Below are 26554 nucleotides of genomic sequence, written 5' to 3'. Positions count from 1 at the left end.
GATACAATAATTTATCGCATACTGATCAATCTGGAATTCGAACTTTAATAGACCTCAATCATGATTATTTGCCATGCCTATAGAAACCGTTGAGCGATTGCTTCACCTACGCACAAGAAAAAATAAACATGTGATGCGCAATATCGCTCGGCTTTGGGAAATTGGACAACAGGCTCAATCTGCACAAGATATTTTAGATGGCTTACATCCGTGGGGAGAATGTAGAGAATTATTTTTTCATAACCTCATCCCCAGACTGCTGTTTATGATTGGGGTACTGACTGCAATTTTTGGTTGGCTGATTCATCACTATATTCCCTACCCACTGAGTCTATTAGCAGCCTTGTTATGCTGTTTTGCTGCTTATTTAATTTATGAGCAAAGCGATCCAATTGATGAAGTTATCAATTTTTTAGAACAGCGCATGATGTTTCTCCGCTACGAGTTAGATTTTAATAAAACCCCAAGTCATATCTCCACAACAAGCAATAGCTTTTTGGTCATGAGCAAGTTAAAACAAAGTTTTCCATTGTTTTCGCAAGGCAATGTGTTGAATGAGATTGAACAATTTGCATCCACCAAATGGTTTGATGGTGAACAAGAACATCATGTGATGTTATTTCAGTATCATTATGTCGATGAGTTTTCACTGCCCAATACCCAGGGTGAAAAACAGATAATTAAGGAAACCCATAAAAACCAATGGGGTGCTTTTATTTTTCAATTACCCGCCCTCGGCTTTGCCGCCAGTAATAAACATCATGAATTTATTCCGCCCTATACCCAAATATGGAAAACTGCGGATATTCTGGTCAGTCAAAATTTATATATTTTTGGCTATGATCAACATCAACTTGCCCGTACCATTAGTCCAAGTATCACCTTAAAATTAAGTGATTTTTTTCAACACTATTCAGGTGATATTGTTTATCATTTTGAAGAAAATATGCTGTGTTATATGGGAGATCAAGATCTCTTTCGCATTCGTCGTAAAAAACAAAAGCTTCAGGATATTTCAGCACTTCGTGGACATTTAAGAACATTAACCATGCCTGAATATGAAAAATTTAAACAGTGCATGCTAAACTTGATTTCATAAATCAAAAGGAATAATCAAAATGGGTTTAATCATATTTATTGGGATTTTTATTGTTCTGATCGTTTGGGGTATTCTGGTCAGAAATAACATTGTGCGTTATTTCAATGCGACACAACGCGCATGGGCTGAAGTTGCTAACTTTGAACGCCAGAAAGTAAAAACACTGGAAACTTTAGAGCAAACTTTGGCACAATATACACAGTTTGAAAAATCAACTTTAGAAAAAGTGACCGAGTTACGTCAGCAAATTTTGAATCTAAACTTGAACAATACTGATGTTTCTCAACTGCAACATGTTGAAAAACTCAATCAAGATTTAATGAAAAGTTTAAATGTGGTGGTTGAAAATTATCCTGAACTCAAAGCAGATACTTTGTATGCAAAAATGATGGATGATATTCAAGAACAAAATGAAAATGTCGGTGCAGCAATCACCATCTTTAACCGTAATGTTGAAGAATTTAATAACACCATCGAAATTTTCCCAAACAATATGATCAATACCATTACTTTGGCAAAGAAAACAATTCGTCCATTTTCCGACAATGTGGTCACTCAGAATTTTGATTACAAGCCTAATTTCAACTAAGCTTTACTCTATATTATTGGAAAAACCCAACCTTCCCAAAGGAGTACTGGGAAGGTTCTTTAATCGAACATCACTTAAATAAATACGTAAAAAACAAATACTGGCAATGGATTTATCAACAGGCTTGTTAAAACAATGATCAATAATCCTGCCCTTGCATGCGATTAAACTGATATTTCAAATCGTCTGTAGGGTTTAAATCGGGTATAAATTACCAGCAAATTACACCAGCAGCATTATTTAGAATTACCAACCCTATGTTGAAAATCTTTTCCACCTCTCCCTTTCGCCTTCTTTTCAAAAACTGGAATATATTTGAAATTGTTTGGCTTTTTAGTTTTATTTTCATCGGCTGTATCATTACCTTAGTTCAACAGGATACATGGTTTAATTTCGTGGTATTACTCAGCGGAATTCTCTGTGTGGTATTGGCAGCAAAAGGCAATATTCTTAATTATAGTTTTGGTTTGTTTAATAGCTGTGCTTATGCATGGATTTGCTATAACAACGGGCTTTATGGCGAAATGGGACTGAATCTCTTGTTCTTTGTCCCAACCGCTTTGATCGGCATGCTACTTTGGCAGAAACATACCAAAGAAAAACAATTACAACAGGCCTATACCCTTCGGCAGGCTTATTTGATTTTGATCATCCTGAGCAATATAGGTTGTATTGCGATACTCGGTTATCTGCTTGCCCAAATTCCCACTCAAAATACGCCTTATATCGATGCAACCACCAATATCCTTGCAATCACAGCAACGATTTTGATGCTGCTACGTTTTAAAGAACAATGGTGGTTCTATATTACTTTAAATATCTTCAGTATTTTAATGTGGGCAATCCGAACCCATGATGGGAGTGGTGATGGGGCAATGATGTTATTGATGTGGTCGGCCTTTCTAATCAATGCCATCTATGGCCACTATAACTGGAACAAACTTGCACAAAGCTATTCAAACTCATCCTATTGAATTTAAAAACTATGAAAAAAATTGGACTCACACTCGGTAAATATGCACCCTTACATGCAGGTCATGTACATGTATTTGAAACAGCATTACAAGAAGTGGATGAGCTGTATGTATTGATCTATCAAAGTTCAATCACAAGCATCCCCTTAAACATTCGCGCCCAATGGATCCGAGATTTATTTCCTCAAATTCATGTGATTGAGGCATGGGATGGGCCTGAGGGTTATTCCAATGATCGGGCGTTTGAAATAGAACAAGAAAATTACATCATTCAAAAGCTCAATGGCGTGAAAATTTCACATTTTTATAGTAGTGAATTTTATGGTGAGCATGTCAGCACTGCACTCAATGCAATTGACCGTAGAGTGGATGAGTCACGTCTACAGGTGCCGATCTCCGCTACAATGATTCGAGCAAATGCCTTTCAAAATCGGAAATTTATCCCCAACTGTGTCTATGCAGATTTGATTAGCAAAGTCGTCTTTGTCGGTGCAATGTCTACAGGCAAGTCGACTCTGGTTGAAGCGCTTGCGAAAAAGTATGCAACAACTTTTGCCCCAGAATATGGGCGTGAATATTGGGAAACTCACCAAGTTGATCGTCGTATCGGTTTTGAAGATTTCAATATTATTGCAGATCGTCATATCGCCTATGAAGATCAGGTCACTTTAGATGCAAACCGTTATTTATTTGTAGATACCAACGCGATAACCACAGCGATGTTTTGTATGGATTATCATGGACGATTACCTGAGCACCTCAAACAACTTGCACTCGAAAATGCACAGCGCTATGACTTATTTTTCTTGTGTGAAGATGATATTGCTTATGACGACACTTGGGATCGTAGCGGCCCCCAAAAAAGAGCTATTTTTCATCAGCAAATTATTGCGGATCTCAAACAACGTCGGATTCCATACATCGCTTTAACAGGAAGTTTAGAACAACGGATTGCCAAGGTTGAACAAGTGCTAAATCAGTTTGATAAATTCAACAATTTTTTTGGATCAGCTTTAAAGCCATGATCAGGAATCGATTATGGCGATTGAGTATATTTGACTCGAAACATATCGCCTAAATCACCATGTGGAAATTTGAATAAAAATTCAGCCATAATCCTGTTTATTTTCAATATAAAAAATGACATTTCGATCATTTTCTGATATTTTCAAACCGCTAAAAAATGACTATTTTTAGAACAAAACGATCAACTTAAAATGATCAACTTAATAAAAAGACAATCTAAAGATTGGAGTAAATCAAATGTTAAAAAAATTATTCATGATGTTATGTCTGTGTTTTCTCTGGCAAGCCCCTGCTCAAGCGAAAGGCCTGTTAGTTTTTAATACAGGCGATGAAATGTTTAAAGTTGGCCCATTTCCACAAGAAGTGTTAAGTCAATATGAAGATCTTAAAAGTTTAAATGCAGGGTATAAATGTAGTCACTTTGGAATCTTATGGGCAGATGTCAAAACATGGGACTGCACCTTAGTCGGCATGACCGATGCAGAACCAGATACGTTTTATGAATTACCTGATGATGTCATTTCAACCTTAAGTAAAAACCCTGAATACCAAGAAAATAAAATGCAACGTAATTTTTGGAATCATTATGGAATATTCATCATGATTCTGGGAGTTATCGCCTTGATCATTATCGGTCGTAAGGCAAAAGACTAATTTTCTATCTTGTCCAAATCTAAGCTCAAAAGCGAACCACTATTCGCTTTTGAGCAGCATAAAAATAATACCTTGATATTCAAACAATAATTATTCAACGATAAAAAAATGATTCTCGTATCAATCTCTTGATGTTCAAGGTGCTAAATCAATAATTTTAAATTTAACATTATGAAAAACAACATGACTGGTATTCGACCATAAAATCAGGGAAAATAGCCCCCTTTTGCAATTATCAATCAGCGAACTGTTTTTTCGCCAGATTTAGGTTATTTATGAAGTTTGAAAAATTAGGTCAGTCGGGGCGTGCTCGTCGTGGTCGTTTAACTTTAGAACATGGTGTGATTGAAACACCTGTGTTCATGCCTGTGGGAACTTATGGCACAGTTAAAGGCATGTTGCCACGCGATATCGAAGATATCAAAGCACAAATTATTTTAGGCAATACCTTCCATCTTTATTTACGTCCTGGACTAGATGTTATCCGTGAACACGGCGGTTTGCATGAGTTTATGAAATGGGGCAAACCGATTCTTACTGATTCAGGCGGCTTCCAAGTCTTCAGTCTGGGTGCTATGCGTAAAATCAAAGAGGAAGGGGTGACTTTCCGCTCACCTATCGATGGTTCAAAAGTCTTTTTATCTCCTGAAATTTCAATGGATATTCAACATACATTGAACTCAGATATTGTGATGATTTTTGATGAGTGTACGCCATATCCAGCAACCCATGAAGAAGCACAAAAATCGCTTCAACTGTCATTACGTTGGGCGAAGCGTTGTAAAACACAACATCACGATGTTTTAAAAAATAGAAACGCATTGTTTGGAATCATTCAAGGCGGTATGTATGAAGACCTTCGTGAAGAGTCTTTAAACGGTCTTAAAGAAATTGATTTTGATGGCTTTGCGATTGGTGGTTTATCTGTGGGTGAACCGAAAGAAGAAATGATTAAAGTTTTGGATTATCTGCCTGTAAAAATGCCAGAAGATAAACCACGTTATTTGATGGGTGTGGGTAAACCAGAAGATATCGTCGAAGCAATTCGTCGCGGTGTCGATATGTTCGACTGTGTTATGCCAACTCGAAATGCACGTAATGGTCATTATTTTGTTACCGATGGTCTGGTTCGGATTCGTAACAGCCAATATCGTCATGATCAAAGTCCACTGGATCCACATTGTGACTGTTATACCTGTACCAACTTCACTCGTGCCTATTTATTCCATTTAGAAAAATGCGGTGAAATGCTCGGTTCGATGTTGGGCACGATCCACAATTTACGTTATTACCAACGTTTTACCCAAGATATTCGTGATGCTTTAGATCAGGGAACTTTTGATGAATACGTGACTGATTTCTATCAACGTCGCGGTTTAGAAGTTCCTCCTTGTCCTGCTGACTAATGCCCCAATATAAAGTTGAATTGAAGATTAATTCAACAGTATTTGCGCTGAAACCCAAGACAAGGTAAATTGCTGAACAAGTCAATTTAAAAGCCATGAAAATGGCAGATAATTTTTAACATTAGGAAATTAGAATGAGCTTATTTATTTCTTCTGCTCACGCTGCAGCAGCGCCTGCACAAGGCCCAGGCATGATGGCAAACATATTGATGATTGTAGTATTTGTTGCAATCTTTTATTTTCTCATCTGGCGTCCTCAAGCAAAACGTGCAAAAGAACACCGTACTTTAATCGAAAGCTTAGGTGTTGGCAGTGAAATTGTCTTTGCAGGCGGCTTAATGGGTCGTATCCTAAAAATTGATGGCGACTTTGCAGTGGTTGAATTAAGCAAAGGAAATGAAGTCAAAGTTCAACGTGCAAGTGTTATTTCAGTACTCCCTGAAGGCACATTAAATAACCTTTAATCATAAAACGGTCGTGCACTTAGCACGACTTTTTCATTTTAAGAAGAAAGCGAATGCGTTACCCTGCATGGAAATATATATTGATTCTAGTAGTACTAGTAATCAGTACATTATATGCGCTGCCGAGTTTGTATCCTGACGAACCTGCTGTTCAAATTTCTGGTGCCAAGGCTGGTACCACAATTGATCAGTCTGTCATACAAAAAGCAGAGCAAATTTTAAAAAGTGAAAATATTAGCAGTCATGATAATACCTTCACCAACAATGCTGCCCTTCTACGTTTAAATACGTCTGAAGCACAGTTAAAAGCAAAAGATGTCCTCAGCAAAGGTTTGGGTGAGAACTATACCGTTGCATTAAACCTTGCACCAACCACACCTGAGTGGTTGCAAAAAATTGGCGCTAAGCCAATGAAGCTTGGTTTGGACTTACGTGGTGGTGTTCATTTCTTACTTGAAGTAGATATGGACAAAGCTATTGCACAACGTATGGAAACATCAGCAACAGACTTACGTCGTGAGTTCCGTGACAATAAGATTAAATTTAATAGTCTTTCATTGAACAACAATACCATTACGATTCAGTTTGCAAATAATGATGACCGTGCAGCGGTAATGGATTTTTTACGTCGTGATGGGAATAAGTTCAATCAACAAGCGTTAGCAACGGATACAGGTTCTACGCTTAAGTTGACCTATAACGATGCGACCAAGCAAGACATTCAATCTTACGCACTCAACCAAAACTTAACCACTTTACGTAACCGTATTAATGAGTTAGGTGTGGCTGAAGCATTGGTACAAAGCCAAGGTAGCAACCGTATTGTGGTTGAATTGCCTGGTGTACAAGATACTGCCGAAGCTAAACGTGTTTTGGGGCGTACTGCAAACCTTGAATTCCGTTTAGTGTCTGATTTAAATGATCAATATATTGACCGTTTCACAGGTAAATATAATGGTCAACCTTTACCGCCAGGTACTGAAGTTTTTGCTTACGAATCTTTGGACAGTGGTCGTGAACTATTATTAAATCGCAGCCGTATCCTTACTGGTGAACGTGTACAAAATGCATCAAGTGGTTTTAGCCAAGATAGTGGTGGCGCTGAAGTAAATATTACTTTAGATACTGCTGGTGGTAAGTTGATGTCAGATGCAACCCGTACTGCTGTTGGCAAACGTATGGCGGTTTTGTTTATTGAAAATAAACAAAAAATCACCTCTGTTGCTGATCCAGTTACCGGTGCAATGACAGAAGTTCGTACCCCATATACTGAATCTGTGGTAATCAATGCTGCAAATATTCAAGCGGTTTTAGGTTCATCTTTCCGTATTACCGGTTTAGATTCTCCTCAAGAAGCGGCTGAACTTGCATTGATGTTACGTGCTGGTGCTTTAGCTGCACCAATGTACTTTGTAGAAGAACGTGTTGTTGGTCCAAGTTTAGGGCAAGAGAACATCGATAAAGGCGTATTATCAACTCAAGTTGGTTTCCTGCTTGTTGCAATCTGGATGATCGTGTTCTTCCGTCTATTTGGTTTAATTGCGGATGTTGCACTGGTGATCAACTTGGCAATGCTTCTCACCATCATGTCTTGGATCGGGGCTTCACTGACCTTGCCAGGTATTGCGGGTATCGTAATCACTATCGGTATGGCGGTCGATGCCAACGTACTGATCTGTGAGCGAATACGAGAAGAAATGCGCTGGGGGGCCTCGCCCAAACAGGCCATTATTGCCGGTTATGATCGAGCCTATAACACCATTCTCGACTCAAACTTAACCACATTCTTGGTTGCATTTATTCTGTTTGCTATTGGTACAGGTCCGATCAAAGGCTTCGCTGTAACGCTGATGATTGGTATTATTTGCTCAATGTTTACTGCAATTACAGTAACACGTGCAATTGTCCAATTGGTATATGGCAGAAAACGTAACTTGAATAAGTTGAGCATATAGGAGATCGAAGATGACTGATGTGACTCAACCGAAAAAGAAATATGGTCGCCCAGATGATGAGCATGTAATTAATTTCATGAAGATTGCCAAACCAGCGGCAATCATCTCAATCCTTTTGACCATTGCAAGTATCTTCTTTATTGCAACCAAAGGCTTAAATCTTGGTTTAGATTTCACTGGTGGTGTTTCTGCAGAATTGAACTATCAATATGCAGCAAAACCAGCAGACGTGATTTCGAATTTGGATAAAGCTGGCTTTAAAGATGCAGTTGTACAAACATTAGGTTCAAACAAAGACTTAATTGTACGTATGCCTGCGCAAGACCTTAAAGTTGAAGACTTAAGCAATACCATCACCAAAGCGGTTCAACTGCCAAATAACACTGCTGTTGTTCACAAAGTTGACTCTGTCGGTGGTCAAGTCGGTAATGAGCTATATTTACGCTCTGCAGGTGCTGTAGCGCTTGCAATGCTGCTTATGTTGATCTACGTGACCATTCGCTTCGAGTTTAAACTTGCAGTTGGTGCAGTGCTTTCATTACTGCACGATGTGATCGTAACGATTGGTATTTTTGCAATGATGCAATGGCCATTTGACCTTACTGTTTTAGCGGCTATTCTTGCCTTAATCGGCTTCTCGTTAAACGATAACATTGTTGTATCGGATCGTATCCGTGAAAACTTCCGTAAGATTCGTGGCGCGACACCGTTAGAAATTGTGAATATTGCCTTAACTGAAACCTTAAAACGTACCATTCATACCTCTATGACATTATTGCTGGTTGTACTTGCAATGATGTTCTTGGGTGGTGATGGCTTACATTGGTTCTCAGTTGCCATGTTTATTGGTGTATTTGTGGGTACGTATTCTTCAATCTATATTGGTACTGCATTTGCATTGTGGCGTGGTCTTAACCGTCAAGACTTTATCGTACAAGTTAAACCTGAATTCGAAGATGAAGAGCATATTCCTCACTAAGTTTCAGTTTTAATTGAAAAAGCTCATCTTTGGATGGGCTTTTTTATGCTTAAAATCTACCATCACAACGCAAAGAAGTTGTTCTATTCATAAAACCTTACGCTATCCCACAATTCAGCATCTGTTGATTTACATCATATAGCGATGTCAATACAAAATAGTGATACGAGGTAAATTGTGACTACTGAGCATAATATTTTGCAGTTGGATAATACTTGGTCTTTTCTTTCCATTTTCCATTAATCAAATTACGATCTGTGACTTCAACTTGATCACCTTGTGGTGATGTTGCATCCTCAATAAACTCTCGAACCAGCAATAAACCTTTTCTAGGTACAACTTGATACTCAAAACGAATATGGTAGCAACAGCCACTTTTATTAAAGGTGATAATGCGTTTGCGCTTTTTGTCTAGCTCGAACATACCTAAATTTTCTTGAGTGAGTGCAGACAATTCCTGACTTAAAACAAATTTATTCTTGCTTTGATTAAATACATAAATGTCATACACAGGACCGCCATAAGAACCATAATTGCCGTTTCTAATCGCGAGGTCTTCTGTTCCATCGAAGTTAAAATCATCAAAAATCAAAGGACTTTGTTCGCCATAAAGCTGTATAACATTAACACTCGGTTTAAACTTTTCATCCAAATACATGGTCAGTTCATCAGAGTGAAATGCTTGAAATACCGCTTTACTGCCTTTTTTTAATAGTTTTACTTCGGCCTTAGCCCCACATTCATCTTTTTCACATGCAATATCAATTACGGCATCATAGTGTTTCGAGCCATCTTGAATTTCAAAAACTTGTGCATGCGTTATAGATAAGGAAAATGCCAAATAGATACCTAAGCTTTTACAGATTATTTTAAATGGTTGATTCATCATTTTTTATTCAGTCAATTTTATCAAAATCATAGCATTAAAATTGCTTAAATAAAAAACCGCACGAAGGCGGTTAGGCTCCCTCCTTTATCAAAGGAGGGTTGGGGTGGATTTAATCCTATAGCGGCTTAGTGCCCACCACCATTGATTGCTTTTGTCATCTCTTCAACAACTTTCTTGGCATCACCAAAGATCATCATGGTTTTGTCATTGTAGAATAAGTCATTGTCTAAACCTGCATAACCTGTTGCCATAGAGCGCTTGATCACCATAATGGTACGTGCTTTATGTGCTTCAAGAATCGGCATACCATAAATCGGTGAAGTAGGATCATCTTTAGCCGCCGGGTTAACAACGTCATTCGCACCAATTACCAGTACAACATCAGTCGCAGGGAAATCAGAGTTGATCTCGTCCATTTCCAAGATGTCTTCATATGCAACATCTGCTTCAGCCAACAATACGTTCATATGACCAGGCATACGACCCGCGACTGGATGGATTGCAAAACGAACCGTTACACCTTGCTCTTTCAAGATTTCACATAATTCTTTCACTGCGTTTTGTGCACGACCTTGCGCCATACCATAACCCGGTACAATCACAACGCTGTCAGCATTTGACATCAAGAAGCCAGCATCATCCGCAGAACCAGAACGGTAATTACGTTGAACTTGCTCACCTTTATCAACCGATGCTACAGCCGTACCACCCATCGCACCACCAAACAATACATTGATGATTGAACGGTTCATTGCTTTACACATGATGTAAGACAGAATTGCACCTGATGAACCCACCAGAGAACCAGCAACAATTAGCATGTTGTTTTCAAGTGTGAAACCAATACCTGCCGCAGCCCAACCAGAGAATGAGTTCAGTAGCGAAACTACCACTGGCATATCACCGCCACCAACTGGTGCAATCCAAACCCAACCAAATGCCAATGCCAGTGCAGTCATTGCCCAGAATGCTTGCATGTTACCTGTGGTAAAGAAGTAGACACCACACGCCAGCATAGCGAGGAAAATGATCGCTTGAACAGGTTTAACCCAAGCACCTGAAATGGTTTTTGCCCATTTCTTTGCAGCTAACTTACCATAAGCAAATACAGATGCAGTAAAGGTAATCGCACCTACGAAACAACCTACGAATAATTCAAATAAATGAACTTTACTCATATGCGCATGCTGTACACCAGCAGCCGTTAAAGCAGATTCGTTTTGCGCAAACAAAGCAGTCAGTTGGTTATTATGTAAAATTGCAGCAATCGCAATCAGTACCGCAGCCAAACCTACAAGTGAGTGCATCAATGCTACTGTTTCTGGCATTTGTGTCATTGGAACTGTACGTGCACGCGCAATACCGACAATTGCACCCAACACCATTGCACCACCAATCATCCATACAACAGGATGATCTGCAACAAAGAATGTGGTGATTACTGCAATCGCCATGGCAATCATACCGTAACGGTTACCAGCAATCGCAGTTTTAGGACCTGAAAGACCACGTAAGGTTAAGATGAAAAGGACAGCACCTACAAGGTAGAACCAATCCGCATATTCTCGAATAAATTCCATAGATTAGCCCTCTTTTTTCTTTTGTTTTGGCTTAAACATTTCAAGCATACGTGCAGTCACTGCGAAGCCACCAAAAATGTTAATACTTGCCAAGAACACTGCAATTGCACCAAGTACACTAACAACATTCACGGACTGGAATTGTACACTTGCATCTACAACACCAGGAATTCCAACTGTTTGTATCATCGCACCCACAACGATAATTGAGGACAATGCATTGGTTACTGCCATTAACGGCGTATGCAATGCAGGTGTGACACCCCAAACCACGTAGTAACCAACAAAGATGGCTAAGACGAAAATAGTAATAGTTTCAACCATGATGACTCTCCTTAACCACGCTTCAGCAGTACTTGACCGCCATGAGTTACTAGAAGTGCTTTTTGAATTTCGTCTTGTTGATTGATGGCAAAGTTTTTCTCTTGATCAAACAAAGTTTCTACGAAATTGAAAACATTACGTGCATACAGTGCCGAAGCTTCTGTCGATACTGTAGAAGGAATATTTGGAATACCTAAAATCGTCACGCCATTGTCAGTGACAACATTTTCACCGTTCTTAGAACCTTCAACGTTGCCGCCTGATTCAACCGCCATATCTAGGATGATTGAACCTGGTTTCATTTTGGCAACAGTTTCAGCTTTGATTAAGCGAGGTGCATCACGACCTGGCAACAACGCAGTAGTAATCACGATGTCTGCATTTGACACGGCTTTATCTACGATGATGGCTTGGTCTTGAATATATTGCTCGCCTGGCATCCAGCCATAACCATTTTTAGCGGCATCGGCAGCTTTTTGTTTTTCTTCATCAGACATCGGTACATCTAACCACTTACCACCAAGTGATTCGACTTGGTCACGTGCAGTTGGACGTAAATCTGTTGCTTCAACAACTGCGCCTAAGCGTTTTGCAGTTGCAATGGCTTGAAGACCTGCGACACCCACACCCATAATCACGATACGAGCGGGTTTCACAGTACCTGCAGCAGTCATCAGCATTGGGAACATACGTTGATATTCCGCAGCGGCCAATAACACCGACTTATAACCTGCAAGGTTGGCTTGAGAAGACAATACATCCATATTTTGCGCACGAGACAGTGTTCGTGGCAAAAGCTCTAACGCAAATGCAGACACTTGTTGTGACGCAAATTGGTCAAGTTCAGTATTACGGTATGGGTCAAACATTGCTACCACAGCTGTTCCAGCGGCAAGCTTTTGAATTTCCTCACCTTGTGGTGCACGAACTTTCAAAATAATTTGACTACCTGTATAGGCATCATCTGTAATTTTAGCGCCGACTTGTTCATAAGCACTGTCAATATAAGCCGCTTTTTTACCAGCGCCTCGTTCAATGACAATACTATGACCAGCACTAATCAACTTTTTTACTGTCTCTGGCGTAGCGGCTACGCGGTTTTCACCGACGACAGATTCTTTTGGGATTCCAATCTGCATGAGCGTTCCTCAAGCTAATTTTTCTTCAAGTAAACATCGTAAATAACCCGATGTTTCCCCCAGATGCGTTGTTATGAATTTTTGGATTCTAATTGAACTTTTTTAAAATACCACCCAATATTTATTTAATAAATACCCATATTTTGAACTGATGATTCATAAATATAATTGTGCGATATACCCTATATTCAATTTATTGTATTTTTCTCGCATTATCCTGCCCAGTTTTTTTGACATATCCTGTCTCCAATTTTTAAAAACGATTATTTTTTAATCACACATCCATGTTTTAAGCTGCTCTCCCCACCCTACTGATTGGCATTTACAGCAGTATGATTCACTTTTAAGCATTTTGACTTGCTGTTTAAATACTCCATAAAACAATAGATTTAGCATAAAAACTATCATCTCTATTGACCTTTCTGACAAATTACATGGTTTTTTTATCAGCTTATATTGGCCTTTTCTATCATTTTTTCCGTCAAAAATGTAAGTCGGTTTTTATTACATTTTTTAATTTCATTAATAAAAAAAAGTACTTGGAATAACCATTAGAATTACCCCAGAACTGAGTCTAAAGCAATTACAAAAATTTTTAGTTTTTTTTTATTTGCCATTTTGTCAGTTAATAATACTCGAACAGCTTGAACCAGCCATTACGATATTGCACCTTTTTTGTGCAAAAAATAGCATATTGAATTTGAGTAGATTATAAACAAAGATTTCAAGGTTGATTTTTATACTATTTTTATTTCAATCTATTTAAATGACATTTAAATCCACACAAAATGACGTAAGCAAATGTGTTTTATATTCCTTTTATTGCGCCAATTCATTCTTTTTTTGTATTTCCACTGATTGCAAACAACATTTATACTGCTTGTTCAAATTTACATGTCGTATAGCGACATCGTCAATGCAGTCAAATTCATGAAACTTTCTTTATCCAGTACGCAGCTCGGTTCGATTTTCGCACTTGGTGCGGCTTTCTTATTTAGTACCAAAGCTATTTTTATTAAACAGGCTTACGCATTATCGCCATTAGTCGACAGTACCGTGCTTATGGCATTGCGAATGGCAAGTGCCCTGCCTTTTTTCCTTTTGTTGTGTTGGTTCAATCGCCATCATAATAAAAATATGACAGGAAAAGACTGGGCCTTATTGGTTGCTGCTGGTTTGATGGGCTATTACCTTTCAAGTTGGCTCGACTTCGCTGGTCTGATGTATATCAGTGCTTCGTTAGAACGTATTATTTTATTTCTCTATCCAACACTGACAGTGATTGCCACAAGCTTTATTTATAAGCAAAAACTCAACTTTAGAACCATACTAGCGATTGCATTAAGCTATGGTGGTACAGTGATTGTGATGCTACAAGAGCAAAGCACCGTACCGCATGAAGGAAATTTCTGGCTAGGCGTGAGTTTAGTCTTTGCCAGCGCGGTCTGTTTTGCGACGTATTTACTCATGACCCCACGTTTAATTCAAAAATTTGGTTCATGGAATTACACTGGTTTGGCATTAAGCATTGCATGTTTTGGTACGCTAACCCATTTTATTATTGCAACACCCCAGCCGATTCAACTGCTTACTCAACTTCCGACACAAGTCATTTGGTATGGTATCGCCTTAGGCTTATTGGTGACGGTTTTACCAACGATTTTGGTCGCGCAAAGTATTTCTCGTTTAGGTGCTGCACAAGCAGCTATGATTGGTTCGATTGGCCCGATCCTAACCATTATTTTGGCTGTGGCTTTGCTCGGTGAGCATATGAATGCGATACAATGGTTTGGTTGTTTACTGAATATCATCGGTGTCATGATGATTACTTTGTCTAAAAAGAAACTTGCACACTAAATTGTGCGGAAGCTTGGAAGGAATATGCATTTTAAAATTGTATCGCCGAGTGCCTGTGTAGATGTTGAAAATATCCAGTTGGCACAGTCGCATTTGGAACAGTTAGGTCATACAGTCAGTTTGGGTGAACATGTATTTTCACAACATCGCTATTTGGCAGGTACAGTTGAACAACGTATTCAAGATTTAAAACAGGCATGTTTAGATCCAGACATTGATGCAATTTGGTGTGGTCGTGGTGGTACTGGCGCTGCAATGTTATTGCCATTTTTAGGTGAGTGGATTTTAAATAAACCCATTATTGGCTATTCAGATACCACCGTGTTATTAAATTATATCGCGATGCATCATGGACAATCTTTACATGCGCCTGTATTTCAGGAAATTGCCGTTAAAAATTTAGACAATATTCCTCTGTCGTATGATGCTTTAAAAACTATCAGCCTGTTATCGGCGGATATAAACCAACATGGTCATTACCCCTTATCCAGCGCAAATGGTTTTGCCCAAGATCAGCACATTGAAGATGTTAAAATCTTAGGCGGAAATCTTACCGTACTATGTACTTTACAAGGCACACCGTCTGCCTTAAAACTGAATCAACCCAGTGTTTTACTGATTGAAGATGTAGGCGAACCGTATTATCGAATTGAACGTTCATTGACTCAGCTCCTACAAAGTATTGATACTTCAAACTTAAAGGCTTTGGTCTTGGGTGATTTTTATCAATGCCCACAAAAAAATGTCCCGCAAAGTATTGTTGATATTGTGAAAGAACATCTCGATCCACTGCACATCCCACTTTACCAATGTGACTGGTTTGGTCATGGTGAAGTCAACCGTCCATTTTGGTTAGGGAAAACGGGCAAGATTGTAGATTCACAACTCATTATTTAACGGCTAGGTTATTTAATGACTGGGTTAGTTAAGTACAGGGCTATTTCACACATTGAATAAAAAAAATAGCCAATACCTTGCTTAAGATAGGCCTCTACGAAATCCTAGTCAGTGCTTACTGGGATTTACTGAGGCATCAAAAAAATAAACAACCTATATACTTTTAATACTGAGCAATACTTTACTTGCATGCCCCCTCTTCTGATCACTTTTCAATATGACAGTTTTCTTGTTTAACAGCCCCTTGATTGTTCATTGATAAATACGATCAGTTGCTTCGGTTTTTTCTTGGTATTTTTACTTGACCTTAAGTTAACTTGAGCTTTGATACTGACGGAAATTTCCAGCCAATCAAAAGAGTCATCCATGAATTCCAGATCAGAATCCGCGCAGATCAAATCGTTCCAAATGATTAACCCAAATACACTTTATAATCCAACAGCATTTGCGTATAGTCATGTGGCTGAAGTACGCCATTATTTGCGTATTTTGCATATATCTGGACAAGGTGGTGAAAACCAACAAGGACAATTATCCCAAGATTTTGCACAACAAGTTCATCAAGCTTTTGTCAATCTGCAACATGCCCTACAAGCGGCTGATGCATCATTATTGGATATTGCTGTTTTAAGAGTGCTTGTGGTCGATCACAGTACCAAAAAACATCAGTTTTTAATTCAGGAAATGCAACAACTTTGGAAAGATCAACCTTTCCCTGCGTGTACACTGATTCCTGTCCCGTGTCTTGCTTTACAAGGAATGCTCATTGAAATTGAAGCAACTGCCTATTGTATGTAACTCCAAGAACTAGGATATTTTTATGAATGCTCAACTCGATATTAGCCAAAATAAAGCATTACTTTGGCTGATGGCGATTGCCTGCGGTTTATGCGCAGGAGCAAACTATTATAGTCAGCCGCTGATTCACTCGATTCAACTCTATTTCAACATGCCAGAATCACAAGTGGCACTTACAGTGACCTTTGCCCAAGTGTCTTATGCGCTTGGTCTTTTATTCATTGTGCCCATGGGCGATATTGTCAATAAAATCAAATTTATTCCTTGGTTAATGTTTTGTGCCGCGATTGGTTTATTGATGTGTGCTTTTGCAGTCAATTTACCCATGCTTTGGGTTGGCACAATTATTACAGGTCTATTTTCAGTTGCGGCTCAGGTTTTAATTCCACTTGCAACGATGGCAGTTAAACCTGAAAAAACAGGAGAAGTTGTTGGCTTTCTAATGAGTGGGCTATTGGTTGGGTTATTACTTTCCACCAGTCTTGCAGGTTTGTTATCTAACCTGTTTAACTGGAAACTGATTTACTTTGTCAGTGCGGTATTAATGTTAATACTTGCCTATTTATTGAAAAAACGTCTGCCACATGTACCTGTGTTTAAAATGAGTTATGGCAAAATTTTCTACTCGATGGGCGTACTGTTAAAAGAAGAACGTCGTTTAGTCTATCGTGCAATTATTGGTGGCTTTGCATTTGCAGCCATGAGTATTTTATTTTCAACGATTGCTGTTTTACTAACCTCTGAACCGTTTAAATTACCTGATGTTTTGGTCGGTGTTGCAACGATCATTGGGGTATTTGGTGCTTTAGCCACTGCAAAAATTGGTAAAATTGCAGACCGTGGACATACCAGTATCCTGACATGGATTGGTGTAGCGTTGATGATCCTCAGTTGGGCATTGCTTTATTTCGGTGGAAAGTATCTCACCAGTTATATTTTAGGTTATGGCCTGATTAGCTTTGGACTCGCTGTGGTTCATACCAGCAATCAAAATATCATTTTCCGTTTACGCCCAGATGCTAAATCTCGGATTAACTCTATCTATATGACGGCCTATTTCACAGGTGGTGCATGTGGTTCTGCTTTAGGGGTTTATGCATGGCATCATGGTGGTTGGACTATGACTTGTCTGGTGGGTGTATGTTTGGTTATGGGTTCTGCACTATTTTCTCTGCTAGACCGTCTATATCTCAATAGAACACAGACCATTTAAAGTATTCTAAAATCAAAATCCTTCAAAATTTGAGGGATTTTGATTTTTTAAGAGACTTATCATTTTAATAAAAATATGGATACCCAAATCATTCTATTTGAATAATATTCACTGTAACTATTGTGTAAAAAAACCGATCATAATATATTCATATCAAGTGTCTGCGATAAAATTCCAAAAATGCTGTGTACACACTTTCAATTTAAATGAATATGCAGACTACTCTCTTTAAGCTATATAAATAAGACAGTCGAGGAGGAGTAATTATACGCAAGATAAATCTCAGGCCTTTCAATAAATTTGTACAAGACAATCTATGTTTTTAGAAAAAACATCCAAATATACATGATTATTCAAGTTTAAAATTGGTACACTTTGGTCAAAATGATAACCCTGTTTGTCTTTGCTAAAGCGTGATTGACGATACTCAAGCAAGGTTTTATTCAGCTCACACAACAGCCAACACTCATCCTGATAGATCAATCAAGAGTTTATCCCTTATGAAAAAAATACGATTAGCATGCTTACCGATCGGTTTTTTATGTACTTTTTCAAGCTTGGTCTTCGCTGCACCAATAGGAAATGAAAACTTATTAAGCCAAGCTTTTATAAACTGTGACAACAGTGCCCAAGGTATTATTGAACAGGCAACTTGTCTAAAAGATGAGGCTAAACGTCAAGATGCGCGATTGAATAGTACCTATAAAAAATTACAATCGCATTTGAGTGCTACCCAGAAAACAAAACTGGTTGCATCACAACGCATTTGGCTACAATCACGTCAAAGTGATGCTGAACTGGAAACAACGCTGTATGGTCAATCACAGCCAGACAACTTGCAAACTGAACTTAATGATATACAGCGTATTGCAGGCCGTACTGCACAATTGCAACGCTATCTGAATTTACTTCAATAATGCGAATCAAAGCATAAAGATATTCAAGAACAAATATCGAGATCAAGATAAAACTAAAGGTCAAACATATGAAAAAATTTAAAAGTACTACATTGTTGTTCATCTCTTTTCTTCCTTTTGTAGCTTTTGCCGATGATGAAATGTCTCGTCCCCTTCCAGATGATTCTTATATTCATGCCAAATTAAGCAGCAGTTATGGCCAATGTATCAAGCAAAGTGGTGCAGTAACATTTGAAATGCAAAGCTGTATGGACCAAGAATATGCTCAACATAAGCAACGCGTTCAACAGGCCTTTGCCAAAATCATCAGTCGTCCAGACAGTGTGAAAAAAGACCGGCAGATGGATGAGATCGCAGCATGGTGGGATAACACCGACAAGTATTGTAATTGGGATCCTAAAACCGAAGGACAGGGACAAATGTTAGATGCACAGTCTTGCCGTCTGAACCGTATTGCCAATCTTGCGGATAAAATCAGCCACTATTGAGTCTTAAAAATTAAAACTTAGTATTCAATTATTCAATAAAGTAATGTTGATTGGCATATAGTGATCCGCGACACTGGGCTTATCTATGCCCGACGGTTGCATGCTTATCTTCACATACTCACTTGGACTTTCTGAGAGTCTGTCAATCTTGTTGAGTAAGTAATTGATGCCCGAATGTAGCTAAAAAGTATTTTTATAAATTATTGTCATTCACAATCAATACAATAGCGTATCTGCTATTTTGAGGTTGTACTTTTGGATAAATTTGCCTTCTTAAAGAATATTCAGGAATGGTCTGATCAGTATCCATGGCTAGAGATGCTAACATCATTATCCATTCTAATTTTTTTCGCCTTTGTCGCAAATTATATTGCAAAACAAGTTGTTGTTCGTGGGATACGTAAACTTATTTCAAAAATGAAGTTTGCACATAGTGAAATTTTTTCCCAGCATAGTGTTATCCGCAGAGTGGCGAATATTGTTCCTGCAATTGTTATTTTAAATGGTATTACCACAGTTCCACATTTATCCTTAAAAGCGGTTGGCCTGATACAAATGGCTGCACAGGCTTTTATCTTCCTGACCATTGCACTGGCCATCAGCGAACTTTTAAATGTCTTTAATCTGCTTTATCAACGTAATCCAAAATCACTGAATAAGCCCATCAAAGGCTATCTTCAACTGATCAAGCTGATTCTGTTTATCGTTTGTGGTCTGCTGATCTTGGGTACCTTCTTAAAGAAAGATGTTTTTACCCTGCTTGCTGGTTTTGGTGCGATGGCCGCGGTATTGTTACTGGTTTTTCAAAATACGATTCTATCCTTGGTGGCATCGGTGCAAATCTCTTCCTACGATATGGTTCGTATCGGTGACTGGATTGAAATGCCAACATTAAATGCAGATGGTGATGTTATTGATATGTCCTTACATACCATTACCGTACAGAATTTTGATAAAACCTTTACCACAATTCCCACCAATAAGTTGGTGACGGATACTTTTAAAAACTGGCGTGGGATGAAATTGTTGGGGGCGAGACGTATCAAGCGCTCAATCTTTATTGATCAAACCAGCATTCATTTTATTACCCATGAAGAACAACAGAAATTAAAAGCTTTCCTATTACTGGATCAATATCTGGATAATAAACAATCTGAATTGGACAGCTTTAATCAGCAGTTTGAAGATCAGTCAGTCTATAACCAGCGCCGTCTAACCAATATTGGAACATTTCGGGCTTATGTCGAGTTCTACTTAAAACAACATGCTGGTATTGCTAAAAACCAATCCCTGATTATCCGTCAGTTACAACCGACAAGTGAGGGATTACCACTGGAAATCTATGCATTTGCCAATACAACAGTATGGAATGATTATGAGGCAATCCAGTCTGATATATTTGACCATCTGATGGCAATTATTCCTGAATTTGGACTCAAGATTTATCAGGCACCTTCTGGTTCAGATTTACGTTCATTGTCAAAACACGCTGAAAGCAGCTCGGAACTTCTGTCCTGAGTTGTTGGTCAGGGGGCTGCCCCTGATCATTTATATTAAAAATTTGCTTAATCAAACCCAGTAACTTATTCGAGGCAGTTCATAGTGTTAGTTTTAAACTTCAATGTTTAGTATTATTTAAATGTTACCATGATCCAATAAAGCCCCTCTCATAATAATTCTAAATACTTTAATTAATTATACAAAATAAATATTCAATTCACATATCGATTAATACTTTTGCGACAAGTTATGTCTCACTTAATAAAGCTAAAAGTTTTTAACTTCACATTCCATGCTAATTTAAGTAGTGTTTTCTTAAACACTGAAATTTAAAAGTTTAAAAACTATATTGTAGGTAAAATAAAGATGAACAAAAGTTATGCAACAAATTTTGCAATTGAAACTGGAAATGATCACTTTTTATTCATCACACCACATTCATTAGATCATAAGTTTGCAGATAGTCCAGATGATATAATTGAAAAATGTCATATTTACTGTGTAGTTGATTTCCCACGAATAGCATTTATACCAGATTCACTAGTATATAAAATCGTAAATAATGAACTAATATATAGAGTTTTATTAGAATATAGATACAAGGGGGAAATAAAGCGAGTAGGAATTGAAGATCGTGTTACGAATTTTAGAAATATTAGTAAAATTACAATAGATAAATATCCTTATACAGACATTGTTTTTTGGGACTCGAATGATAACTTTATCATGTCTGCCACTGCTACAAAAATAGCTTATGCATTTAGCATGCAAGATCTAACAGACCTAAAAGTTTTATATATTGGAAAAAGTACGGGAATAAAAAAAACAAAGAATGCGCTAGATAGAGCAAAAGAGCACAGTACATTACAAAAAATTTTAGCAGACCATAATGCCCAACATCCTGATCGCTCGTTGTTAGTAGGTCTCTTTAATTTTGGCACAGTGCAGAAGTATGCTTTTGTAGATGGAATCGATCATACAAAGATATTTGGTGTAGAAGACTTTAGCAGATTAAAATATGCTCAACAATTTCAATTACCCTTAGACATGAAAACAGCGATTATTGAAGCTGCTTTAATCCGTTATTTCGAACCTGAATACAATGAAAAATTAAAAAAAGATCTTCCTGCAAAAAACTCAAAAACGCTTTCGGAATGCTACAAATATGACTTTAGCGCAATAGTTGTTAAGCTATGGACTAGTGATGAAAAAGACCCTTTTTTAAATTATTACTTATATTCTGATAAAGTTAATAAAAGTGCAAAACATAATATTAGTATTGAGTTAATAGATCCAGAAATTCGAAAAGGATTTTTTTCAGTTGGTGGAGAAAATTGGGCACCTGAAGGAACTATAAGACGGAATAAGAAAAAGAAATAATCCCTCACTTTCTATTATCTGTGTGGTTCATAGAGATCGTTTCAATTTAGCGATCTCTAAATCCATCTTGTAATTGGCATGTTGAATCCGTTCATTTGATGTGATGAATTGTATTGCTTCTGGACCTCATCTGAGAAAGGGGTTTCTTCATATAATTCAAAGTACCTTTCCATGAGGATTTTACCTTTCAAGGCTTAATGTGGTCTAATCCAGTTATAGTAATGCTGCCATTCTGCTAGATTGTCTTAGATATCTTCAGAATCGATATCTACAGTAGCGTAGAACTCAGATTTATTAGTCTTTTGTGAACGCTCTACCTTGCCATTTAGATCATGTAATCTGCCAAAGGGCTTACAATTCCCTCCTTGCGCCAATGAACAAAAATCAGGTGATAGGAATGAGTATTTTCTATCCATTGCTTGCAAAGTCTCTGACAAGTTTCCCCCATTGACTTATCGAATGCGTCTACTTACCTAATAATCAAACAAGCTATATTTTTCTATAAATTAAATAGACAAAAAAGCCCATGCGTTAACCATGGGCTGAGTTGCAATAAAACAGATTTTTAACTAAAACATATCTCTTTTATTACGTTTTTAACGACCTTTAAAATTTATAAATAAACATCATGTTAAGTAAGTTTTTCCACTTGCCATCATCTCCTGCTGCAAGTGAGTTGGCGGTTCCACCAATAAACGGATCATTTTTGCTCATCATATATTCAGTATATAAAGTGATCTTTTTATAATCCCATGCCACACCCACAATATTACGCTGAGAATCATCAAAGCCTTTTTCTTTCTTATTAAATCCACTGAATACCATATATGGCGTTATATTGAATGAGTCCAATACATTCTTAAAAGCGTAGCTGGTGTTAACAGTATAAAAGAAGCCTTTATTTGCAATGTCGTACTCACCGTCATATGAACCAAAAGTTGAACTATAAGGACTGAAGCGATCTTTATTGCGAATTGATTGCTTACCGCCTGTGAGCATGACATTTAAATTTTTATAGTGAATACGATTAAAGAGTGCCCAAGAGTTTCTTGCACCATCATCAGCACTTTTCTTATTTTCAATTTCTGAATACCAATAACTTCCCCCCACAGATACATTAAGATCCTCCGTCGCTAAAAATTTTAGGTCTTGATCCACTCGTGCAATCCACATATTTTTCTCATCCAGATTTGTCTTCATCAAATCAGCGGATTTCACCATATTTGCAGTATAGCGGGCAGCATCCTTACTTTTTCCATAATAATTTCCGCCATCAGCGACAAAATAGGCTAAATCAACTTTGGTGGATGAGGGCAATTCAAAATGGTAGTTAACACCTAAATTCATCGTATCCTGAAGTCCCATCGTTGTATTGATTCCTTCATAGAAACTACTGTCCCAAAATTGCCCTGGCCCAAAAGGAATCGGCTGTAAACCAACTTTAAGATTGTCTGTTGAGTTTAAATGATAGCCAGCATTGGCTTGTACCAATGTGGAAAAATCACATAGGGTATCAAATTGATAACAACGATATTGAAAATTCCCAAATATGTTCGGAGAGCTATACCCAATATTTAAAATAGCTGTATTAAATTTAATTTTTTGATCCGAAGCCTTATTCTCAAAGTTGTTTTCTTGATAGCTTGCTCGCAGTTCACCAGAAACGGTTAACTTAGAATCTTTATCCTTACCCTCAAATTCAATCGCAGCATTTACAACGAAGGACACATTTAAAAGTAGTGTAAATACCGTATATTTAAACAAATCATGTTTCATAAAATCATCCTTGATTATCATTTTATTAACAGGCCAATAGACCTTAAATATTGAAAAAATAAAAAAACTAAAAACCATTATTCACTGCAAAGGCCAAAAGATGACGATCGCTTTTCTTTGCACCAATGATCTGAATACCAATTGGCATTTTATTTTCATGGCATAGCGGAACATTGAGTACAGGATTTCCCAAAAAATTCCATATATTGGTCAGGCTGAGCAAAGCTGATTTAATATTTATAAAAGCGCCATTTAAATACAAATCTTTTTGATACAGATCAGTGGCTTGTATCGGCAATGTCGGCATGATGAGGTAATCGTACTGATCAAAAATGTTAGCAAAGTCTTCTTGGTATTTTTTTTGAAAATCTAATGCGTTCACATACTCCCAGCCTTTGGTTTCTTGGGCTTGTAGCAACCTCTCCAACACATCTTTCTGAAACAATTCTGGAGAGTGCTCTACTCGATGATGATGGACGGCATACGCCTCACTATTTTGAATAACGTAAAAATAGCGATGGATATCTTTAAAAGTCGTTAAAGCACTCGATACTTCATCAATTTGATTATTCCAAAGTGAAAAAACGTGCTGCTTTAATTTCTGGTATAAAGGGTAATCATAGTTTTCAATAAAATTATCAACAGATACCCAACCTAATTTCGGTGATCTCGTTGCTAACGCATTGGAGACAACTTGATGACTTTGTTGATGATCTTCTTGTTTTAATAAAGAAACAACTAAATCAATCTCTTGAGCACTTTTTGCTAATATGCCTAAATGATCTAAGCTCTTAGACAAAGGGAAAACACCTTTCATTGGAAATTGCTGGTAGGTCGGTTTAAAACCCATAACTCCTGTTAAGCTTGCAGGTATACGAATCGAGCCACCTGTATCAGTCCCAATTGCGATAGGTACAAGTCCAGCAGCAACCGCTACAGCACTACCACAACTCGATCCACCTGAAATTTTTGCAAGGTTCCATGGGTTTTTTGTCGCGCCATGTGCAGAAATATCCCCTGTTGGCCCATAGGCAAACTCATGCGTGTTAGTTTTTCCAATAATCACCGCGCCTAAAGCTTTAAGTTTTTGTACACATTCAGCATCGACTTCAGGTAAATAGCCTTTGAAAAAATTGGACCCCATAGCGGTTATAAGTTGCGCAGTCTCAATATTATCCTTTATCGCAATCGGTATACCCTGTAACGGACTAAGATCTATTCCTTGATTAAAAAGTTCATCTGCATATTCTGCTTGTTGTATCGCATATTCATCATCGATATAACAAAATGCATTTAACGCTTTATGCTGATTGATTGAATTTAAACTCTGCTGTGTAAGTGCTTTGGCAGTAATTTCTTTTGACCTAAGCATTTTCGCAATTTGCTCAACATCAAGTTCAGAAAAATAGCCTTTTACTGGACACGTTAACATTACAACTCCTTGTATATAAAAATATAGATTCAGGAAACCAGATGAATTGTGCCCAAAGCCAATAGCGATGTAATTGCCATGGAAACCACATTGCCTATATATGGATGTTGGTATTTAGGAAGTTTCTTTGAAATAAAAGCAGCTAAAGGTGGGGCAACGCATGCACCAATAAATGCACCTAAAATAATGGAGCTTAGACTTCCACCGAAGACTAAAACAGAGACTGGTGCAACTGAAGAAATCGGAATATATGTCGGATACCACCCATATTTTTCCCATTTACTTTTCCATAGAATAACTGCCGTCAATGCAGCTAACATTTGACTAATTAATATATTTCCAATCAGCCCACTTCCATATGAAATACTTAAAGGGTTCAGATAAATTGCCAACAAAGCGCCAATAATTAAGCCCAATCCAGCCCATTCATTTGCAATAAATTGAGATTCAGAGAAGTCAGCAAGCGCTCGTCTTACAACCCAAAATGGATTTGTAGCCTTTGGTTCGATCTCTTTTTGTTCAATCTCTTTTTCTTCTTCGATTGGCTCTTGTTTTTTTGTTTGTTTGACCAAACAACTTAAATTAAATTTTTTAAAAAGAATAAATGCGATTAAGCTACCAATTGCCATGCCTAAGACATTACCAATAATACTTGGCAAATTTAAAGGAACACATACATAGTTGACGATGATCAACGAAGAAGGGGTTACAAATAGTGCCCCAGCAACTGCGCCAATTATTGCTATTTTAAAGCCACGCCCATACATAAGTACTGTTGCAGCGGGTAATGACACAAACGTCACAAATGTGGGTTGCCACGAGTTACTTTCAATAAGCGTCCATCCCCAAATGATATTACTCAGAATCAAACTTAAACTTGAACTCAATAAAATCCATGGAAATAGCCCCGTTCCATAACTTAGTTGAAACCCTTGCCATTTCGAATGCATTTTTGAAAAATAATAAGCAATGCCGGCACCCACGAATAAACCAAGTGATGCTAATTCACTTTTATAAAATTGCGCCTCACTTACATCACCCAGCCCCCACCTTAACCAAGTTAAGGTGGATGTTGGTGGTTGCATTGTTGCGTAATTATCCCAAATTTGGAGGGAGTACTTTTCAACTACTCCCACGATGATAATTGTAGACAGCATGACCAATGCTGCGATGACAATATCAATCATTTCAATCCGATAATTCTTTTTCATATATCCC

Annotated in this window: 25 protein-coding genes and 2 pseudogenes; 17 read left to right on the top strand and 10 right to left on the bottom strand. The window is 37.8% G+C overall.

Annotated features, from left to right (window positions below; translation table 11 throughout):
- Nucleotides 1-73: 73 nt before the first annotated feature.
- The 9 genes from AS4_RS03130 to secF all read left to right on the top strand — a co-directional run bounded on the left by AS4_RS03130 (nt 74) and on the right by secF (nt 9146).
- Nucleotides 74-1099 (top strand): hypothetical protein, encoded by a 1026-nt coding sequence (locus AS4_RS03130; protein WP_096733038.1) that lies wholly within the window; start codon nt 74-76, stop codon nt 1097-1099.
- 19 nt (nt 1100-1118) lie between these two features.
- Nucleotides 1119-1688, top strand: a complete 570-nt coding sequence (locus AS4_RS03125; protein WP_004723147.1) for a LemA family protein — start codon at nt 1119-1121, stop codon at nt 1686-1688.
- A gap of 257 nt (nt 1689-1945) precedes the next feature.
- Nucleotides 1946-2662 (top strand): nicotinamide riboside transporter PnuC, encoded by a 717-nt coding sequence (pnuC, locus tag AS4_RS03120; RefSeq protein ID WP_096733036.1) that lies wholly within the window; start codon nt 1946-1948, stop codon nt 2660-2662.
- A gap of 11 nt (nt 2663-2673) precedes the next feature.
- The gene (locus tag AS4_RS03115) at nt 2674-3687 is read left to right on the top strand and encodes an AAA family ATPase (protein WP_096733034.1); all 1014 of its coding nucleotides are present in this window, start codon (nt 2674-2676) and stop codon (nt 3685-3687) included.
- A gap of 238 nt (nt 3688-3925) precedes the next feature.
- A complete protein-coding gene (locus AS4_RS03110; protein ID WP_056514982.1) occupies nt 3926-4342 on the top strand; it encodes a hypothetical protein in 417 nt (138 codons plus the stop codon).
- Nucleotides 4343-4617: 275 nt separating this feature from the next.
- Nucleotides 4618-5748, top strand: coding sequence for a tRNA guanosine(34) transglycosylase Tgt (gene tgt, locus AS4_RS03105; protein WP_096733032.1), 1131 nt, complete (start codon nt 4618-4620; stop codon nt 5746-5748).
- A 134-nt stretch (nt 5749-5882) separates the two neighbouring features.
- Complete coding sequence (yajC, locus tag AS4_RS03100) at nt 5883-6212, top strand: preprotein translocase subunit YajC (RefSeq protein WP_004723156.1); 330 nt, start codon at nt 5883-5885, stop codon at nt 6210-6212.
- Between the two features lie 53 nt (nt 6213-6265).
- A complete protein-coding gene (secD, locus tag AS4_RS03095) occupies nt 6266-8167 on the top strand; it encodes a protein translocase subunit SecD (protein WP_004723158.1) in 1902 nt (633 codons plus the stop codon).
- Nucleotides 8168-8177: 10 nt separating this feature from the next.
- Nucleotides 8178-9146 (top strand): protein translocase subunit SecF, encoded by a 969-nt coding sequence (gene secF / locus AS4_RS03090; protein WP_004723159.1) that lies wholly within the window; start codon nt 8178-8180, stop codon nt 9144-9146.
- Nucleotides 9147-9327: 181 nt separating this feature from the next.
- Here the strand turns inward: secF and AS4_RS03085 are convergent, their stop codons facing one another.
- The 4 genes from AS4_RS03085 to AS4_RS03070 form a co-directional block, all read right to left on the bottom strand.
- Nucleotides 9328-10035, bottom strand: coding sequence for an XAC2610-related protein (locus AS4_RS03085; protein WP_096733030.1), 708 nt, complete (start codon nt 10033-10035; stop codon nt 9328-9330).
- A gap of 125 nt (nt 10036-10160) precedes the next feature.
- The gene (locus tag AS4_RS03080) at nt 10161-11615 is read right to left on the bottom strand and encodes an NAD(P)(+) transhydrogenase (Re/Si-specific) subunit beta (protein ID WP_096733028.1); all 1455 of its coding nucleotides are present in this window, start codon (nt 11613-11615) and stop codon (nt 10161-10163) included.
- A gap of 3 nt (nt 11616-11618) precedes the next feature.
- Complete coding sequence (locus AS4_RS03075; RefSeq protein ID WP_004723166.1) at nt 11619-11939, bottom strand: proton-translocating transhydrogenase family protein; 321 nt, start codon at nt 11937-11939, stop codon at nt 11619-11621.
- 11 nt (nt 11940-11950) lie between these two features.
- Entirely contained in the window at nt 11951-13078 is a 1128-nt protein-coding gene (locus tag AS4_RS03070) for a Re/Si-specific NAD(P)(+) transhydrogenase subunit alpha (RefSeq protein WP_004723168.1), read from the bottom strand.
- 930 nt (nt 13079-14008) lie between these two features.
- Between AS4_RS03070 and AS4_RS03060 the strand changes: the two genes are divergently transcribed.
- Both AS4_RS03060 and AS4_RS03055 read left to right on the top strand, forming a co-directional pair.
- Nucleotides 14009-14935: a DMT family transporter gene (locus tag AS4_RS03060; RefSeq protein ID WP_171478416.1), complete on the top strand. Its 927-nt coding sequence runs from the start codon at nt 14009-14011 to the stop codon at nt 14933-14935.
- Nucleotides 14936-14959: 24 nt separating this feature from the next.
- The gene (locus tag AS4_RS03055) at nt 14960-15832 is read left to right on the top strand and encodes a S66 peptidase family protein (protein WP_096733024.1); all 873 of its coding nucleotides are present in this window, start codon (nt 14960-14962) and stop codon (nt 15830-15832) included.
- Between the two features lie 233 nt (nt 15833-16065).
- Here AS4_RS03055 and AS4_RS22105 read toward each other — a convergent pair whose 3' ends face one another.
- Nucleotides 16066-16200: a hypothetical protein gene (locus tag AS4_RS22105; RefSeq protein ID WP_264757326.1), complete on the bottom strand. Its 135-nt coding sequence runs from the start codon at nt 16198-16200 to the stop codon at nt 16066-16068.
- Between AS4_RS22105 and AS4_RS03050 the strand changes: the two genes are divergently transcribed.
- The 6 genes from AS4_RS03050 to AS4_RS03020 all read left to right on the top strand — a co-directional run bounded on the left by AS4_RS03050 (nt 16199) and on the right by AS4_RS03020 (nt 22128).
- Complete coding sequence (locus AS4_RS03050; RefSeq protein ID WP_004723174.1) at nt 16199-16630, top strand: RidA family protein; 432 nt, start codon at nt 16199-16201, stop codon at nt 16628-16630. The two genes, AS4_RS22105 and AS4_RS03050, sit on opposite strands and share 2 nt — an antisense overlap.
- Nucleotides 16631-16652: 22 nt before the next feature.
- Entirely contained in the window at nt 16653-17843 is a 1191-nt protein-coding gene (locus AS4_RS03045) for an MFS transporter (protein WP_096733022.1), read from the top strand.
- A gap of 500 nt (nt 17844-18343) precedes the next feature.
- Nucleotides 18344-18760 (top strand): lysozyme inhibitor LprI family protein, encoded by a 417-nt coding sequence (locus AS4_RS03035; RefSeq protein WP_096733018.1) that lies wholly within the window; start codon nt 18344-18346, stop codon nt 18758-18760.
- A 140-nt stretch (nt 18761-18900) separates the two neighbouring features.
- Nucleotides 18901-19248 carry a lysozyme inhibitor LprI family protein gene (locus AS4_RS03030; RefSeq protein WP_227548117.1) on the top strand — a complete coding sequence of 116 codons (348 nt, stop codon included), beginning with the start codon at nt 18901-18903 and terminating at the stop codon, nt 19246-19248.
- A 255-nt stretch (nt 19249-19503) separates the two neighbouring features.
- Entirely contained in the window at nt 19504-20766 is a 1263-nt protein-coding gene (locus AS4_RS03025; RefSeq protein ID WP_004819007.1) for a mechanosensitive ion channel family protein, read from the top strand.
- 348 nt (nt 20767-21114) lie between these two features.
- Nucleotides 21115-22128, top strand: a complete 1014-nt coding sequence (locus AS4_RS03020; RefSeq protein ID WP_096733015.1) for a hypothetical protein — start codon at nt 21115-21117, stop codon at nt 22126-22128.
- A gap of 27 nt (nt 22129-22155) precedes the next feature.
- On the opposite strand, the pseudogene AS4_RS21930 reads toward AS4_RS03020, so the two are convergent.
- The 5 genes and pseudogenes from AS4_RS21930 to AS4_RS03000 all read right to left on the bottom strand — a co-directional run.
- Nucleotides 22156-22457, bottom strand: a pseudogene (locus tag AS4_RS21930) (integrase core domain-containing protein); the annotation flags it as partial.
- Nucleotides 22458-22460: 3 nt separating this feature from the next.
- Nucleotides 22461-22573, bottom strand: a pseudogene (locus AS4_RS22185) (hydrolase or metal-binding protein); the annotation flags it as partial.
- Between the two features lie 161 nt (nt 22574-22734).
- Nucleotides 22735-23904: a hypothetical protein gene (locus tag AS4_RS03010; protein WP_096733013.1), complete on the bottom strand. Its 1170-nt coding sequence runs from the start codon at nt 23902-23904 to the stop codon at nt 22735-22737.
- A gap of 67 nt (nt 23905-23971) precedes the next feature.
- Complete coding sequence (locus tag AS4_RS03005) at nt 23972-25336, bottom strand: amidase (RefSeq protein ID WP_096733011.1); 1365 nt, start codon at nt 25334-25336, stop codon at nt 23972-23974.
- 29 nt (nt 25337-25365) lie between these two features.
- Complete coding sequence (locus tag AS4_RS03000; RefSeq protein ID WP_096733009.1) at nt 25366-26547, bottom strand: hypothetical protein; 1182 nt, start codon at nt 26545-26547, stop codon at nt 25366-25368.
- Between the last annotated feature and the right edge of the window lie 7 nt (nt 26548-26554).

Origin of the sequence: Acinetobacter guillouiae, assembly GCF_002370525.2 — a bacterium.
Classification (GTDB): Bacteria; Pseudomonadota; Gammaproteobacteria; order Pseudomonadales; family Moraxellaceae; genus Acinetobacter; species Acinetobacter guillouiae.
The sequence above is the reverse complement of the archived record's forward strand: the minus strand, read 5'-3'. Positions and strand labels throughout refer to the sequence as shown.